Raw genomic sequence first — 15532 nt, 5'->3', positions numbered from 1 at the left:
ATGAACACAACATGAACAGTCAGCTTTTTTTAATGCTTATTGGAAGAGAAAAGGTAAAAGTCGTTCCTTTTCCTACCTTGCTGTCCACAGTGATTACTGTTTCATGTTGATCTAAAATTTGTTTTACAATAGATAACCCAATTCCAGTTCCAATTTTGTTGGATCTTGATTTATCCGCTTTAAAAAATCGATCCCAAATAAACGGTAAATCTTTATCATCAATACCCATTCCATAGTCTTTAATGTCAATAAAGACCGCATTTGCTTCCTCATTAGTAAACAAGTGAACTTCCACCTTGCTTCCTTTACTGGAAAAGTGAATACTATTGTGAATAAGATTCGTTAATACCTGTTCTATTCGATCCATATCAGCAAAGACCTTTATTTCCTTTGAATCTGATTTGAACTCCATTTCTATCTCTCTTTTTTGTAAATCCGGTTCCATTTTGGCTATCACTCTTCTTATCTGTTCTACCATATTGTAACTTTCTTTGGATAATGCTAATTGATTGGATTCAAAAAGCGTGATATCTAATAAATCATTAACAAGCTTAATTAAACGATTCGTTTCATTTTTCATAACAGAGAGGTAATGATTTCTTCTGTTTTCAGGAATGGTACCATCTTGAATGGCAGTTAAAAATCCATTAATGGATGTAAGTGGAGACCGTAAATCATGCGAAACATTTGCGACGAAATCTCGCCTTGCCTTCTCCAAACCAGCAAGTTCCTTTGCCATATAATTCACAGATGCTCCCAGCTGTCCAATTTCATCTTGACGATTGATTTTTACTTCGTTTGAAAAGTCACCTTTGGCAAACTCAAGAACATTTCGATTTAATTCAAGCAAAGGAGCGGTAATTTTTCTAGAAGCAAAATAGATGATAACCCCCGTTAAGATAATCGTTACTGCAATAGCCGATAAATTGATGAAACGTATAGGGTTTGTATCTTGGTCAAATCCGTGAAAAATAACGACCATCGCATGGTTAGATGGCGTTTCAGATTTCAATTCCATCGGCAGTGCCACAAGAAACATTGGACGTCCATTCACTTTTATTTTTTTCTTTACTTCTTTATTTGATAATGCTTTTTGAATATCCTCTTTTTCCACGAGGGACAAGAGATAATTATCCTTATTTAAATAAGCAATTTCTTCATTTGCATTAAAAATATAGGTAGTTTGGTCGTCCTTATCCAAGCTAAGAGCAAGAGATTCGTACAAAATATCTCTTTCCAAGCCCTTCTCCGACATCAAATTAATATAATTTGTGAGCTGATCCCTTTGATAGTATAAGGTCTCTTGGTAGTTTTTCAAGATAACATTGTGTAATAAATAATTGAAAATAAGGGCAAAAATCATAAAGGAAACGGAGAGAATCAGTAAGGAGGTTAAGAAAAGTTTGATGAAGATAGATTTTCGTTTAATCACTTTCCTTCACCTCTAGCTTATAGCCTATGCCCCTGATTGTTCTTAAATTCCATCGTTCTGACTGCTCCTCAAGCTTTTCTCTTATCCGCTTGATATGAACATCTATAGTTCTAGAGTCCCCATCGTAGTCATAGCCCCAAATATTGTCGAGTAGCTGCTGCCTTGTAAACACTTGATTTTTGTTTACTACAAAAAAATATAAAAGCTCAAGCTCTTTTGGAGGCATGGTAATTTCGGCATTATTTACATACACCTTATACTCATTCATATTTATGGTTATTCCAGGAATGTTTACAACTTCATGAAGACTAGAAGGATTAGATCTTCGTAGAACAGCTTTTACTCTTGCAATTAATTCGTTCGGATCAAACGGCTTGACCATATAATCATCTACACCTAGTCCAAATCCTCTAATTTTATCGTAGCTTTCTCCTTTGCCAGTTAGCATTATAATGGGGATGCCACTATTGTCTCTTCTTATTTCCTTGCAAATTTCAAAGCCATCCATACCTGGGAGCATAATATCTAAAATGACAAAATCAGGGCTCACTTCGTAGTATTTACCGAGGCCCTCTTCTCCGTCCCAGGCTATCTCAATGGAGAAGCCTTCTTTTTCAATATAAAGGGAGATTAATTCTGCAATATTCGGATCATCTTCTATTACTAGTACTTTGAATAACTTCTTCATCCAATTCCTCATTTCAGGAAATTTACTCTACTTTCATTATAGCTGTATTATATGAACAAAAGATTAACAAACATACATCTGCCCCTTTACAAAGGCTCTATTCTAAAAGATAGTTGCTAAAAACTTAAGAAAAAGTCGGTTCTAGGACTTTTTCCACTCATGAAGTAAAGTAAATCGCCACATATTTATCTCTACCTTCACGAAAAGAGCACGACAGCAACGTTGATTACGGGTGTCTTAACTATACGCAGTAGCAACAAAGTTTGCGAAAACAGCCTTACAAAAACATCCTTTTGTAAAGAATGTTCTTTTTATGAAAATACATATTGACGAAGTGCTAAAAGGGGAGTAAATTTAGTATCATCGTTAAAATATTTAATCCTATTGCTTAATCTTATTAGAGCGGGGGAACCATAATGATATCTGTTTCTATCGATATCTTGGGGTGAATCACATTACTAGTGAAGAGGACTCTCATCCTCTAACCCGACAGCTAACCTCGTAAGCGTTTTGAGAGAAGGGTCTAAAACTTTTTATTAAAGACCATTCTTTGAGATGCAAAGAAACTGGTCTTTTTTCTTTTTATTGATGGCTGTTTTCGCAAATTTTGTTGCTACTGCGTATCTTTGCGTGGAGGAAGATTGAAACATGTGGCAATTTTTCTTCGCATAAAGATTGGAAAGAATTCTTAAAGCTAACTTTTTCTTAAGTTTTTAGCAACAATCTTGTAGAAAAGAGCCTTATTGATTAAAAGAGCTTATCCATAATATACGAGAGAAGGAATAACGATGAAGAAGCAATTTGTTGTCATTGGATTAGGAAGGTTTGGAGGCAGCATTGTGGAAGAGTTTTCTACACTAGGTGTCGAAGTACTTGCCATTGACAAAAATGAAGATAGTATCAATAAAATTAGTAAATATGCTACACATGCGGTGCAAGCAAATGGGACAGATGAGGCTACCTTGAATTCACTTGGAATACGCAATTTTGATCATGCCATTGTTTCCATGGGGGATGATATTGAATCTAGTATCCTTACAAGCTTACTGTTAAAGGAAATGGGTATTCAACAGGTGTGGGTAAAAGCAACCAATAAATATCATCAAAAGGTGTTAGAAAAAATCGGTGTAGATCGCATCATTCAACCAGAACGAGACATGGCCAAAAGGGTGGCACACCATGTTGTTTCAGATAAAATTTTTGACTACATTGAGCTATCTAACAATCATAGTATTGCAGAATTGTTCGCATCCAATAAAGTGAGTAATAAAACACTGACAGAACTCGATCTTCGAGCAAGGTTTGGCTGCACGCTTATTGGCATACAAAGAGATGGAGATATCATCATTTCTCCTCCCGCAGATGAAGTGATTGTGGAAGGGGATTTACTGATTATTTTAGGAAGAAATGAAGACATACATCGTTTTGAAGCAATGGGGGTTTAGTAGATGTGGCGAAGAGCATACATTAAACTTAACCCTCCTCAACTCTTAATTTTAGTTTTTATCCTTTTTGTAGCGCTAGGCACCACTCTTTTGTTATTGCCTTTTGCAACTACGGAGCCGTTGTCTTTCATTGACGCTCTTTTTACGGCAACATCTGCCATGACAGTAACGGGTTTAGTTGTAGTAGATACAGGAACGGTCTATACCTTATTCGGACAGATGGTAATCCTTGCTCTCATTCAATTCGGCGGAATTGGTATTATGACTTTTGCGGTCTTAATATTTCTTATGCTTGGTAAAAAAATCGGCTTTCATCAAAGATTAGTGTTGCAACAAGCGTTAAACCAAACCTCTGTTGGAGGAATAATCCTTTTAGTAAAAAGAATCATTCAGTTTTCATTTTTAATAGAGGGGATTGCGGTTTTACTTCTTTGTTATCGTTGGATTCCAGAATATGGTTGGGTAGATGGCTTTTATTATAGTGTGTTTCATTCGATTTCAGCTTTTAACAATGCAGGGTTCTCTATCTGGTCAGACAGTCTGATGAACTATGTCGGAGATCCTGTGGTGAATATCGTTATTTCCTTTCTTTTTATCATTGGAGGGATTGGTTTTACCGTACTCACAGACCTTTGGTACACAAAAGAATTTAATAAGCTTAGTTTGCATACCAAAATCATGCTATTTGGAACGTTGATTATAAATTTGACTGCGATGCTACTGTTTTTTGTATTGGAGTACGCGAACCCTAATACACTTGGAAATTTCAGCCTTATTGAAAAGCTATGGGCCTCCTATTTTCAAGCGGTAACAACGCGAACAGCCGGTTTCAATTCCATTGATATAGGATCCATGGAGACGTCCTCTATCATTTTTATGCTATTACTGATGTTTGTTGGTGCAGGAAGTACATCAACGGGTGGTGGAATTAAATTAACGACCTTTGTCATCATCATTTTAGCGGTAAATACCTTTATCAAAGGAAGACCAGAAATTGTCCTTTTTAGACGCTCCATCAATCAGGGCTATGTTTTAAAGGCACTAGCCATTTCAAGTATCAGTGTTTTATTTATCTTTCTTTCCTTATTCATTTTGACCATAACAGAAGATGTTGAGCTTTTACCTCTGTTGTTTGAAATAATTTCTTCATTCGGGACAGTAGGTCTGTCTATGGGCATTACTGGAGAATTAACGACGATTGGAAAAGCAGTAATTGTCTTTATCATGCTCCTTGGAAAGCTTGGACCATTAACATTGGCCTATTCTATAGCCAAGCCGAAACCTTCTAAGGTAAAATATCCAAATGCAGATTTATTAACTGGTTGATATGAAAACCTCCCTATCACGAAGGTGACAGGGAGGTTTTTTTGTGACTTAGAACGTATGCGCTTTGTCTTTTGCACGATTGATAGCATCTTCTTTGATTTGCTCGGCTTTATCTGGCATAGCAGCATGACCTTCTACAAACACTCCTTCAAAGGACGGCACTCCGAAAAACTGCATTAATACGTTGAGATATCGGTGTCCCATTTCCATTGCTGCAGCTGGTCCTTCAGAATAAACTCCACCACGAGCTTGAATATGCAATGCTTTTTTATCAGTTAGAAGTCCCACAGGTCCCTCTGCTGTATATTTAAACGATTTTCCTGCAACAGAAACAGAATCAAGATATGCTTTCATCACAGGAGGGAAGGAGAAATTCCATAGTGGGGTGACAAACACATATTTATCAGCTCCAATAAATTGCTCCGTTAGTTCCGAGAGACGACTTACTTTTCCTTTTTCTTCTTCGGAAAGCTCTTCAAAGCCTTTTCCTGTTTGAAGTTTTCCCCAGCCACTGAACACATCCGCATCAATATGAGGAATATGCTCTTTGTAAAGATCCACGTGCACTACTTCATCTTGAGGATTTACCTCCTTATACGTATCAATAAATGCTTTTCCAACTGCCATACTATATGATTGCGTGTCATCATGTGGATGTGCAGTAATATACAATACTTTTGCCATGTTGATTCTTCCTCTCTTGTTTGTAATGGTTTATTTTATTTTGTGTCTAAAAGGCATAAGTTACCAACTATCTCGAATTAATTTATTTTTAATTCGAGATAATAATATAAGATTTTTTATTGAAAAGCAAGTAAAATACTTTTAAAAAAATAAAACTGTGTTGGTACCTCTATTGATTTCCGCAAAATGGCTCCACGTCCTGCGGGGCGATACAGGAGCCTCTTCGTGCTTCGCCCTGCGGGAACTCCTGTCGATCGCTTCATTCCCGCGGGTGTCTCCGCCATTTGCTCCAATCAACAGCTTAATAGCTTTTACAACATTACAAATTAAATTTAATTATAAAAAAAGAGCTGCCATTTAATAGTTGGCATGCTCATTAAACAATTATACTTATTCCTCATTTTTCAGGAAAAATGGATTACCGGTAATGTTTTTTCTTGCTTCTTCCGTCAAGATAAAAGTCTCATTGTCTACTTCTGTTGTGTTCTTCATTTCCGCTTGCATGCTGCCATCATAGTGGTTTGGCTTTCCTTCCATCCTGACACCCCCCAATAATTTCAACTTATTGTATGCAACTATTGTACTATTATATCCATTGCATTTAAAGAAGATTTGGGTAGATTATGAAATAATTTACAATTCATTCCCCTTTTGAAGTAATCTCAGTGAAAAAGTCCTGAACTTTATCTGAATCCATCAATACATTCTCCATAACTTCTTGCTCCCAAGCTTGCAAATCTGATTGAAAATCCTGCACGTCTTTTTCGTATAAGCCTTCGATTTGTTCCCTAGTAACAGAATATGTTTTTGTTTCCATCCCATCATTTATATGAAAATTTACGAACTCTCCATTTTTAAAAAATGTAAAATAGGCGGTGGCATTGAATAGCAAGGTATAGGGAAGATTTTTCTCCGAGAAAACCTCCCTGTCAAAGCCCTTTGCAGAATTGTCTTCGTTTATCAAATAGTTCATGTTGATCCCCATCGGCGCGTCCTCGGAAGTTTCCAATTCCATTCCGTCTGCATAATATTTTCCAGGCAAAATGTTTCCATGGAAAGTTATGAGCGAACCAGCATTACCGATAAACGCAGTTTCTGGGTTTATTTGTTCATGTACTTCTATTTTGCCCAAGAATTCCACATACGTTTTTGATGTTTGTTGTGGATTATCTCCAGACATATTAGGATTATCCACCACGTTTGTATTCAAAATTATGAAGAAAAATAATGCAACGGCAGCAACACTTGCAGCCATCATGTAAACCGGCTTTAATTTGGACATCATAGTTCCTCCCTTCACTTGCTCATTCGTATTTAGAATATTTTGGTGAATGATATGTTTTTTCTCCTCGCCAAGCGTCGGTTTCGGTATAGATTTTAAGCGCTGATCTACATTATTTTTCAAACGACTCACCTCCCAGTTTTGCCTGCAATGCAAGTTTAGCTCGATGCAGGGTAGAGCGAACTTTATTTTCACTCCAACCTAAAATCTCTGCTGTATCAGACACAGTTAACTCCTTGATACTCCTCATAATCAACACATCTTGATAGGATTCTTTCAGGGATCTGATAGCTTGCAGAAGCTCGAATTGACCTTCTGAGGATAGAAAAATACTTTCAGGGGATTCACTATTATCTCTTGGTGTATCTTGACCGCTATCAAATGAGAGAAACCATTTCCATTTGTCGCGTTTTTTCTTCCTGATAGCATCTGTTGCTACATTCTTTGCAATACTATAAAGCCATGTTTTTGGAGAAGATTTCCCTTGAAAATCTTCTATGCTTCTTAAGGCTTTGATAAATACTTCTTGGACTAAGTCCTCCACATCATAGTGTTTGGAGCTTAGCCGATAGTACAAAAACTGATATATATCATCGCTGTATTCATAAAACCATGTTGAAATGATTTCTTTCTTTGACATCCCATTTCCCCCACAAAAAACAGTTTCTACTCAATTAGACGAATCCTTTTTCATTTTATCGCAATCCAAACGAAAAAAAAGAACCTTTTCCTTTTCAGAAGGATTAGGTTCTTTAAACACCGCTGTTGATTTTTGCAAACTGGCTCCGCGTCCACGGGGCAAATTGTACCTAGAAACTTGTTCATACTTTAATTTAACCTTGCAATCAAATATTTTAGTAAATTCTTCTTATAAAAGTAAGCAATTAATAATAGTATCATGGCGGGTAATTTTTTTGGGAAGTACTTTTTGGAATAGTAAAGATAATAGCCTTTTTTGAGGTCGTTCCACTGGGTACACGATTTTTTCTGTGTAAAACGTACCACATCAATAAGCTTGACCTTTTCTGATTCGGTTATGAGTATATTGTGTAAGTGAATATCAGAAGGATTCAAGCCTCTCTCTTTTGCAGCATCTATGGCAAGGTCTACTTCGGTGAGTACCTTGCTACTTATTTCTTTCCCTTTTACCAGGCATTCAAAAAGCGTCATACCTTTTATATAGTCGATGACAATAAAGTTTTTTCCATGTTCATATAAGTTGGGATAATAGGGTATTCCCTTTAACAGCTGATACACATGTGCCTCTTCTTTCGCTAGGAGTTCGTATGGAGGATAAAACACTTTTAATGCTTTATTTTCCCTCTTCATTCGAAACACATAGGCACTTCTTCCAAACCCCACTAGCTCTAATTCTTGCTTGTTGTAGGACTTTACCTGTATACCTTTAGACTGCTGTTGAAAAATAACGGATTCTGCAAGCTTTTGATAGGGTGTTGGACGTTTTTCAGCTACCTTCATTTATCATCGCTCACTCTCATTTTACAAGGCTCTTTTCTAAAAGATTGTTGCTAAAAACTTAAGAAAAAGTCGGCTCTAGGACTTTTTCCACTCATTAAGTAAAGGAAAATTGCCACATATTTATATCTCCCTTCACGAAAAAAGCACGACAGCAACGTTAATTACGGGTGTCATAACTATACGCAGTATCAACAAGTTTGCGAAAACAGCCTATTACGAAAACTTATTGACCAAGCTCTTCTATTAAATTCATCATCGTTGATAAATCATTTATTAACGTCATCATTTCAGAGTCTTGTAGCTTTTCTATTGCTACCTCACCATTTGTCATCGAACTATCTATGACATTTTTCAGCTGTTCATTTTTGTCTACGATCTGCTGATGAATGCTTTCGGCGACAGCTGGAGGTTCTGTTTTATTAAATGCTTCTATTTCTTCTGATAAGGAATTTAATTTCGTTTCCAATTCTTCTTTTGCTTCTTGATTCGTAGCTGCTTCTTGAATTAATTGTGGAGCTTCTTGACCAAAGTCCTGCCACATATTAATGTGGTCGGTTGCTTTGTTTGCATATTCCAGTGAGTTGTTGACTTCCTCTAGCACGGAACATCCACTAAGCAGGAACGATACCAAGATTGCAAAAGTTATCATCATCTTTTTCATATTCTATCTCCCCCTTTATTTTTTCATCCTTTTTTTAACTTCTTTCATCACAACAGGTAAAACTTTCTTCTTTGCGACAGAAACTCCTTTTTTTAGAACAAATGCCTTGATTAATTTTTTTATCATTTTACATACCTCCCTAAATTTTTTTATACAAATGCTCTGTTACATTACGCTGATAATTTCCGCAAATGGCTCCGCGTCCTGCGGGGAGTCTCCGATTTTGCTACAATCAACAGCTAGTTACTGCTTTGAATTCACAATCATCTTTTTCATGCCTATCCAAAAAGGGACCTCCTACCACGGTGATGGCAAAAGGTCCCTTTTATAATGGAAAAGACCTTTGCCAGAATGGTAGAACTGACAAAGGTCTCGCTAACAACGAACGTTGCCTACAAAGCCGAGGATATTCATCCCGTAGTGACGACTTTGTTGTAATATAGCTACTCCCCTTTGGGAAAAAGATTCATAATTAATACTGTAAGCATAGCGTATTTTCATATACAGGTCAACTTATACCCCGCCTGTTGAAATATTGATTTTTTATGGCTTGGGGCAAGCTAAATATTATGGTATATTAATATCGAAATCCGATATCGGTTTGCGTTAGGAGGTAAAATTTTGGAAGATAAAGTGCTACGAAAGCTGTTTCTTGGATTTATACAAATTCATATACTCCATCATGCGAAAGAACAACCGATCTATGGTGCATGGATGCTTGAAGAATTAAAAGAGCATGGGTATTCCATCAGTGCAGGAACCTTATACCCCATTCTTCACTCTATGGAAACAGACGGACTGCTATTAAGACAAAATCAAAATGTCGAGGGAAAAATAAGAAAATATTACTCCTCAACAGAAAAAGGTGATCTTGTCTTAGTGGAAGCTCGGAAGAAAGCTTATGAATTATTTAAAGAAATTAAGGAAGGTGATTCATGATGAAAAAAAATAATAGGCTAGCAGCACTACTTGAGATACTAATGGTCTCTACTCGCCTTGGTTTTACCTCTTTCGGTGGACCTGTTGCGCATCTAGGATATTTTCATGCTGAATATATCCGCCGCAGAAAGTGGATGGATGAAAAAAGCTACGCTGATTTAGTGGCACTATGTCAATTTCTCCCTGGTCCTGCAAGCTCACAAGTTGGAATTGGTATTGGTGTGATGCGTGCTGGGGTGTTGGGCGGCATTGTCTCCTTTTTAGGGTTTACTTTACCATCCGTTATAGCATTGATTATATTTGCACTTATTCTTCAAAGCTTTGACGTTGGAAGTGCTGGTTGGATTCAAGGGTTAAAAATCGTGGCAGTTGCCGTGGTTGCCCATGCCATTATTGGGATGGCAAACAATTTAACCCCAGATATAAAAAGAAAAACAATCGCATTATTCGCCCTTGTTGTCACCTTACTTTGGCAAACGGCTTTTTCTCAAGTAGGTGTAATCGTGATGGCAGCATTGATCGGGTTTTACTTATTCAAGCAGCATGCGGAAGCAGATAATACAAGATTTGTGTTTCCTATTTCGAAAAAATTCGCTGTTGGTTGCCTTTCTATTTTCTTTGGCCTTTTGATCCTACTGCCGATTCTAAAAGAAGCTACCTCATTGAATTGGATTGTCCTTTTTGATAGCTTTTACCGCTCAGGCTCTCTAGTTTTTGGCGGAGGCCATGTTGTGCTTCCCCTGTTAGAAAGAGAATTTGTCCCAACAGGTTGGATTAGTGAGGAAGCATTTTTAGCAGGTTACGGTGCAGCACAAGCGGTTCCAGGCCCCCTCTTTACCTTTGCTGCTTATATCGGTGCTGTCATTGATGGGTGGAAAGGTGGATTGCTTGCAACAGTGGCCATCTTTTTACCTGCTTTCTTATTAATTGTTGGTGCTCTCCCGTTTTGGGATTCGCTGAGAAGAAATGTGAAAGTAAAAGCTGCCTTGATGGGTGTAAATGCTGCAGTAGTTGGTATTTTAATTTCTGCATTTTACTTTCCTATCTGGACAAGCTCCATTAATGCGCCAATCGATTTTGCATTTGCAGCCATATTGTTCAGCATGCTCGTATATTGGAAATTACCGCCTTGGATTGTTGTCCTAACAGGAGCTATTGGAGGAACGTTGATGGGAATGTTTCTATAAATTTTTTTAAAAATAGATTTCATAAATTCTACTAACTCTAGTACGAACATACAAGCACCTCCTACTATTTTTTCATAGTTAATAGTAGGAGGTGAAAGTATTGAAAAAGATTATTCTGTTTGCTGATACTGGCATTGATGACGCAATCTCCATTATTTATGCTCTACAAAATCCAGACTTAGATGTACTCGCCATTGTAGCAGGGTATGGAAATACTGATAGAGATAAAAGTGCTAGAAATGCTGCGTATTTACTAGAACTTGCTGGTAGAAAAGAGATTCCTATTATTGCCGGTAGTACAAGACCTTTAAGTGGTCAAATCCCTGAATTTTTCCCTGACATTCATGGAGCAGAAGGCTTAGGTCCAATCGTACCACCCATTTCTTCAAACCGATTTAAAAACCGAACAAATTTTAGTCTTCTTTTCGAAATTATTAAAGAAAATCGAAACGATGTAACCATCGTCAATGTAGGGCGATGTACCTCACTTGCGATTGCTTGGTACTTAAGTCCATCTGTGATGAGCCTTGTGAAAGAGACATATATTATGGGTGGTGCCTTTTTAGAACCTGGAAACGTAACGGAGGTAGCCGAAGCGAACTTTTTTGGAGATCCAATTGCAGCAAATTTTGTTGCGCAAAATGCACCAAACCTCACCATCATCCCCCTTAATGTTACTCGCAAGGCCATCCTTACCCCGGCATTGGTCAACTATATTGATAGCGTTGCCTCTACTCCCCTTCAGCAAATCATTAAACCTATTCTCGATTTTTATTATGAAGCTTACCAAGAACTCGAACCCGGAATTTCGGGTACTCCTCAGCATGATTTAGCTGCTGTCATGGCAAGCCTGCAAATTCCGGGATTGTTCATCTACACTTCTAAGCAGGTAAAAGTGGAGTACAAGGAGGGTTTTGCCGATGGACTATCTATTGCAGATTTCCGTCCTGGAGCTGAGGAATGTTCTGGTACAGGCTGTGTTAAAATTGCCACTGATATAAATGAGAATATTTTCATTGCAAATACGTTGAGAATATTAACAAGAAGGTAAAAAACATGAAGCATTTCACCGCTTCATGTTTCTTTTTTTAACGTTCTTTGCTAAAAGATTGTTGCTAGAAACCTTTGAGATTTTTTCCAGGTATGATTCGAAGAAAAATTGCCACCTATTGAAAACTTTCTCCACGAAAAGAGCACGACAACAACGTTGACTACGTGTTGCTTCACTATCTGCAGTAGCAACAAAGTTTGCGAAAACAGCCTTTTTTAAAGAGAGCTCTTATAGTACTTTTTCCATTGCCACGACATCAATAAACGCTCCATCTAACTTTCCTTGATTTTTGAACACGCCAACCTCTCGATAGCCACTTTTCTTATACAATCCTTGACCTAACCCGTTAAATGGGAATGTAAACAAGACTATTTTATGAAAGCCATTCTGTTTGGCCTCATTTTCTAAGGAGTGGAGCAGTCCTCCTCCCACTCCTTTTCCACGATACTCGCGTTTTATATACACCGATAAATCAGCCACCCCGTCGTAGGCACAGCGATGGCTATAAGGGTTTAAACTTGCCCAGCCAATTACCCTTTGATCTAACTCCGCAACCAGCACCGTATACCGACCACTTCGTTTTGTTAACCACTCAAGCATATAGGCCTCATCTTTTGGAACACTTTCTAGCGTTGCAATTCTATCTTCTATTCCCTCGTTATAGATTGTTAGTAGCTCTTGCACATCCAGATTAGTAGCAGCACGAATAATCATGTGTCCTTCCCCTTTTCCCTTAGCAATCTTTCTTGTCTTCACAGCTTCCCGAGTTTTTTGTCATCACACTTGCAAGATAGTGAATGGCTCGCTGCGTTGTTTCCCGTTCAAAATCTGTCATCTCCGAAAAAATCCTCTCTAAGTAGGAGTTCACCTGCTGGTCAATTTCCTGCGCTACTCTTTTCCCTTTTTCGGTTAAAGAAAGGATACTCGCCCTTTTATCCTCTTTGGAAGGTACTTTTATGACAAGCTCCATTTTCATTAATGTTTGAATTTGTCTACTAAACGTCGTAATGTCAATCCCTAGAAGATCAGCCACCTGTTGCATCGTTGGTTGATCGTTTATATCGATTTCGTAAAGAATATGACTCTGTGCAGCTGTCACATCTATTCCATCAACAGAACAACAGGTTTTATTTAATACTCCAAAGCTTCTTGTGATTGCTTGAAAGGAACGTCTCAAGATAACACCTTCCTTAACAAATTATTGTCGTACTTCTTCCTTACAATATCCGGAATAATCGAGAATGCTGTTTTCCTTAATCCTAATATAAAGCGGAAGGTTGGTCCATGACTATGGGAAGAAAGAGGCCCAGCAAAATATAAGCCTGGAAGATTTGACATAAACGATTCATTTAGCATTGGAAAGGAAGCATACCCTTCCTCTCTTTTGATGGAGTTTAATAAGTCTTCCTTGAAAAAAGGTACACGATCGATATTGATATGAAATCCTGTTGCCGCAATGAGATAATTAGCTATTTTTTCCTCACCATTTGATAATAAAATCCTGATTTCTGCTTCATTCACGGGCTCAACTTTCACCATTTCTACACCAGGGCTTTGTGGTACTATTCCTTCAACATATGGCTTTAAAAAATGAGCCACGCTTCCAGGTGATTGCCCCCAGCCAGCCTTCTTTTCTTCTAGTGGAAGAGAATAAAAGACATCTCCAAGATCTCGTAAGGCTATTTCGTTCTCTCTGCTTCCAGCATAATTAGGCTGCTCTTTTCGATAAACCAATTCAACCTCTGCACCCTCTCTGTGTAATAATCCTGCAGCTTCCCAGGCACTTTGCCCACTTCCCATCACCACAACCTTACTATCTTTGAACCTTGAAAAATCGGTGTATCCAGAGGTATGAGAAACATAGTGCGAAGGAAGGTCCTTCAAAAAATTAGGTAAATATTGATAGTGTTCTACACCGGTAGCAACAATAACATTTTTTGTTAAATAGCGATCTCCAGATTCCGAAATCACCTCATAATAGTTACCATTGTTGTGAACAAGTTTCACCTTTTCATTCGTAAATTCAATCCCAGACTTCTTTGCAAACCAGTTCGCATATGCCACAAAAACTGGTCGAGGTAGCGGGGTAACCAACTCTGTTCCCGTTTCCTTTGCAAAGTTTTGTACGGTCCATTCATCCTTTGCATCGGAGAGGCTAACAAACTCATGCGGTGTCCGAATGAACATATCTTGCGGCATTTGATTTTTCCAAAAATCCATGGGATACCCAAATAATTTATAGCTAAGCTCATGTGAAACTACATGGGAAGCTAATGAAATCCCAAACGGTCCTGCTCCAATAATAATAACGTCTAACATGATACCACTCCTTTTTTATTTGTTGTTTTCAAGTTTTATTTGTAGTTAAATATTTAGTTATAGATTATTTATATTATATTTACTTGTATTTTGCAACTTATTTATTATATATTTTTTAATTTAAAGCTCTGTTAAACACCGCTGTCGATTTCCGCAAATGGCTTCGCGTCTGCGGGGCTAGTTGTGAGCCTCCTCGGCTACACCTGTGGGGTCACAAGCCTTTCGCTTCATTCTGAGAGAAGAGTCTCCGCCTTTGCTACAATCAACAGCTAGAAACAACTCATTATCAACATTCTTCTTTAACACAGCCTAAATTAAAAAAGACTGCTCGAGAGCAGCCCTTGCAAGCCTATATTATTTTTTATACATTCTGGTCAATCTGCAAACTTTCTCGATATTTCTCCTATATTCTAAAGGCAAAGGTAGCTTCACATTTAGATAACAATAATATTACTATTTTTAATAGGAGGAAAAACATCAGTGGAACAACTATCTAAAGCTTGGAATTTAATTTGGTTTCCTTATGTTATTTATATCATGTACTTTTTAGGTGTAGGGCTCATTTCGGGCGGAATTGTCCATATGCCAATTGAACCAGTTCGTTATTCCATCATATTAATTTTTGGCTCCATCTTATTTATATCAGCCTCTTTTGTAAATGAATATTTTGTAGAAAAAAAAGAAATGAATTTCAGCCAAGCTGTTAAACTTTTATTTTTTTCCCTCCTACTTTCGTTAGGAGTGGGTATGGTCAGCGGAGGAATCCAGCATTTTGGTGACTTAGGTGGATATGCTGTAATATTAATACCCACTGGCATTGTTTTATCAGTTTTTAGTTTTATTTTCAAAAACAATATCCCTTTAAACATAAAACAAGCTGCTTTAGTAATGACAATGCTTTTCCTATTGGTTTCTCCTCTTTCCTTCATTCTTAACTGGTACGTTGAGGGAGGAAGTCATAATGAACATAATAGTGAAGTTAACGAAGATGGGCACGGACATGGCCATTAACATTTATTAATAAAAAAATAAAGAAGCC

At 37.6% G+C, this 15532-nt stretch carries 17 protein-coding genes and 1 riboswitch; of the genes, 6 read left to right on the top strand and 11 right to left on the bottom strand.

Going from position 1 to position 15532, the window contains the following annotated elements; all coding sequences use genetic code 11:
* Positions 1–19: 19 nt before the first annotated feature.
* Both FIU87_RS05770 and FIU87_RS05765 read right to left on the bottom strand, forming a co-directional pair.
* Positions 20–1432 carry a sensor histidine kinase gene (locus FIU87_RS05770; RefSeq protein WP_152443698.1) on the bottom strand — a complete coding sequence of 471 codons (1413 nt, stop codon included), beginning with the start codon at positions 1430–1432 and terminating at the stop codon, positions 20–22.
* Positions 1425–2120 carry a response regulator transcription factor gene (locus FIU87_RS05765; protein WP_152443697.1) on the bottom strand — a complete coding sequence of 232 codons (696 nt, stop codon included), beginning with the start codon at positions 2118–2120 and terminating at the stop codon, positions 1425–1427. Before FIU87_RS05765 ends, FIU87_RS05770 begins: the two co-directional genes overlap by 8 nt.
* Before the next feature lie 375 nt (positions 2121–2495).
* A riboswitch (cyclic di-AMP (ydaO/yuaA leader) is annotated at positions 2496–2642 on the top strand.
* A 266-nt stretch (positions 2643–2908) separates the two neighbouring features.
* On the opposite strand from FIU87_RS05765, the gene FIU87_RS05760 reads away from it, so the two are divergent.
* Positions 2909–3565, top strand: coding sequence for a potassium channel family protein (locus FIU87_RS05760; protein ID WP_152443696.1), 657 nt, complete (start codon positions 2909–2911; stop codon positions 3563–3565).
* A gap of 3 nt (positions 3566–3568) precedes the next feature.
* Positions 3569–4891: a TrkH family potassium uptake protein gene (locus tag FIU87_RS05755; protein ID WP_152443695.1), complete on the top strand. Its 1323-nt coding sequence runs from the start codon at positions 3569–3571 to the stop codon at positions 4889–4891.
* Positions 4892–4939: 48 nt separating this feature from the next.
* On the opposite strand, the gene FIU87_RS05750 is transcribed toward FIU87_RS05755, so the two are convergent.
* The 6 genes from FIU87_RS05750 to FIU87_RS05730 all read right to left on the bottom strand — a co-directional run bounded on the left by FIU87_RS05750 (position 4940) and on the right by FIU87_RS05730 (position 8997).
* Positions 4940–5575: an FMN-dependent NADH-azoreductase gene (locus FIU87_RS05750; protein ID WP_152443694.1), complete on the bottom strand. Its 636-nt coding sequence runs from the start codon at positions 5573–5575 to the stop codon at positions 4940–4942.
* A 390-nt stretch (positions 5576–5965) separates the two neighbouring features.
* On the bottom strand, positions 5966–6112 hold the full coding sequence (locus FIU87_RS20955) for a hypothetical protein (protein ID WP_172970969.1): 147 nt from the start codon (positions 6110–6112) through the stop codon (positions 5966–5968).
* Positions 6113–6215: 103 nt separating this feature from the next.
* Positions 6216–6980 (bottom strand): DUF4825 domain-containing protein, encoded by a 765-nt coding sequence (locus tag FIU87_RS05745; protein WP_152443693.1) that lies wholly within the window; start codon positions 6978–6980, stop codon positions 6216–6218.
* Positions 6970–7497, bottom strand: a complete 528-nt coding sequence (locus FIU87_RS05740; protein ID WP_152443692.1) for an RNA polymerase sigma factor — start codon at positions 7495–7497, stop codon at positions 6970–6972. Before FIU87_RS05740 ends, FIU87_RS05745 begins: the two co-directional genes overlap by 11 nt.
* A gap of 188 nt (positions 7498–7685) precedes the next feature.
* On the bottom strand, positions 7686–8336 hold the full coding sequence (locus FIU87_RS05735; protein WP_152443691.1) for a serine/threonine-protein kinase: 651 nt from the start codon (positions 8334–8336) through the stop codon (positions 7686–7688).
* Positions 8337–8559: 223 nt separating this feature from the next.
* A complete protein-coding gene (locus FIU87_RS05730) occupies positions 8560–8997 on the bottom strand; it encodes a DUF6376 family protein (RefSeq protein WP_152443690.1) in 438 nt (145 codons plus the stop codon).
* A gap of 621 nt (positions 8998–9618) precedes the next feature.
* On the opposite strand from FIU87_RS05730, the gene FIU87_RS05725 reads away from it, so the two are divergent.
* The 3 genes from FIU87_RS05725 (at position 9619) to FIU87_RS05715 (ending at position 12174) form a co-directional block, all read left to right on the top strand.
* Complete coding sequence (locus tag FIU87_RS05725; protein ID WP_152443689.1) at positions 9619–9936, top strand: PadR family transcriptional regulator; 318 nt, start codon at positions 9619–9621, stop codon at positions 9934–9936.
* Entirely contained in the window at positions 9936–11123 is a 1188-nt protein-coding gene (gene chrA / locus FIU87_RS05720; protein ID WP_152446430.1) for a chromate efflux transporter, read from the top strand. Before FIU87_RS05725 ends, chrA begins: the two co-directional genes overlap by 1 nt.
* Before the next feature lie 91 nt (positions 11124–11214).
* The gene (locus FIU87_RS05715) at positions 11215–12174 is read left to right on the top strand and encodes a nucleoside hydrolase (protein ID WP_253905522.1); all 960 of its coding nucleotides are present in this window, start codon (positions 11215–11217) and stop codon (positions 12172–12174) included.
* A 228-nt stretch (positions 12175–12402) separates the two neighbouring features.
* Here FIU87_RS05715 and FIU87_RS05710 read toward each other — a convergent pair whose 3' ends face one another.
* From FIU87_RS05710 to FIU87_RS05700, 3 genes are read right to left on the bottom strand one after another with little or no spacing between them, the layout of a single operon-like run.
* Positions 12403–12888: an arsinothricin resistance N-acetyltransferase ArsN1 family A gene (locus tag FIU87_RS05710; protein WP_152443687.1), complete on the bottom strand. Its 486-nt coding sequence runs from the start codon at positions 12886–12888 to the stop codon at positions 12403–12405.
* Between the two features lie 19 nt (positions 12889–12907).
* Positions 12908–13351, bottom strand: coding sequence for a MarR family winged helix-turn-helix transcriptional regulator (locus FIU87_RS05705; RefSeq protein WP_152443686.1), 444 nt, complete (start codon positions 13349–13351; stop codon positions 12908–12910).
* Positions 13348–14493, bottom strand: coding sequence for an NAD(P)-binding domain-containing protein (locus tag FIU87_RS05700; protein WP_152443685.1), 1146 nt, complete (start codon positions 14491–14493; stop codon positions 13348–13350). Before FIU87_RS05700 ends, FIU87_RS05705 begins: the two co-directional genes overlap by 4 nt.
* Positions 14494–15075: 582 nt before the next feature.
* Here FIU87_RS05700 and FIU87_RS05695 point away from each other — a divergent pair.
* Positions 15076–15504, top strand: coding sequence for a hypothetical protein (locus FIU87_RS05695; protein ID WP_172970968.1), 429 nt, complete (start codon positions 15076–15078; stop codon positions 15502–15504).
* Positions 15505–15532: the final 28 nt, after the last annotated feature.

Origin of the sequence: Bacillus sp. THAF10 (assembly GCF_009363695.1) — a bacterium.
Classification (GTDB): Bacteria; Bacillota; Bacilli; order Bacillales; family Bacillaceae_I; genus Sutcliffiella_A.
This window is presented reverse-complemented; position numbering and strand designations above follow the sequence as displayed.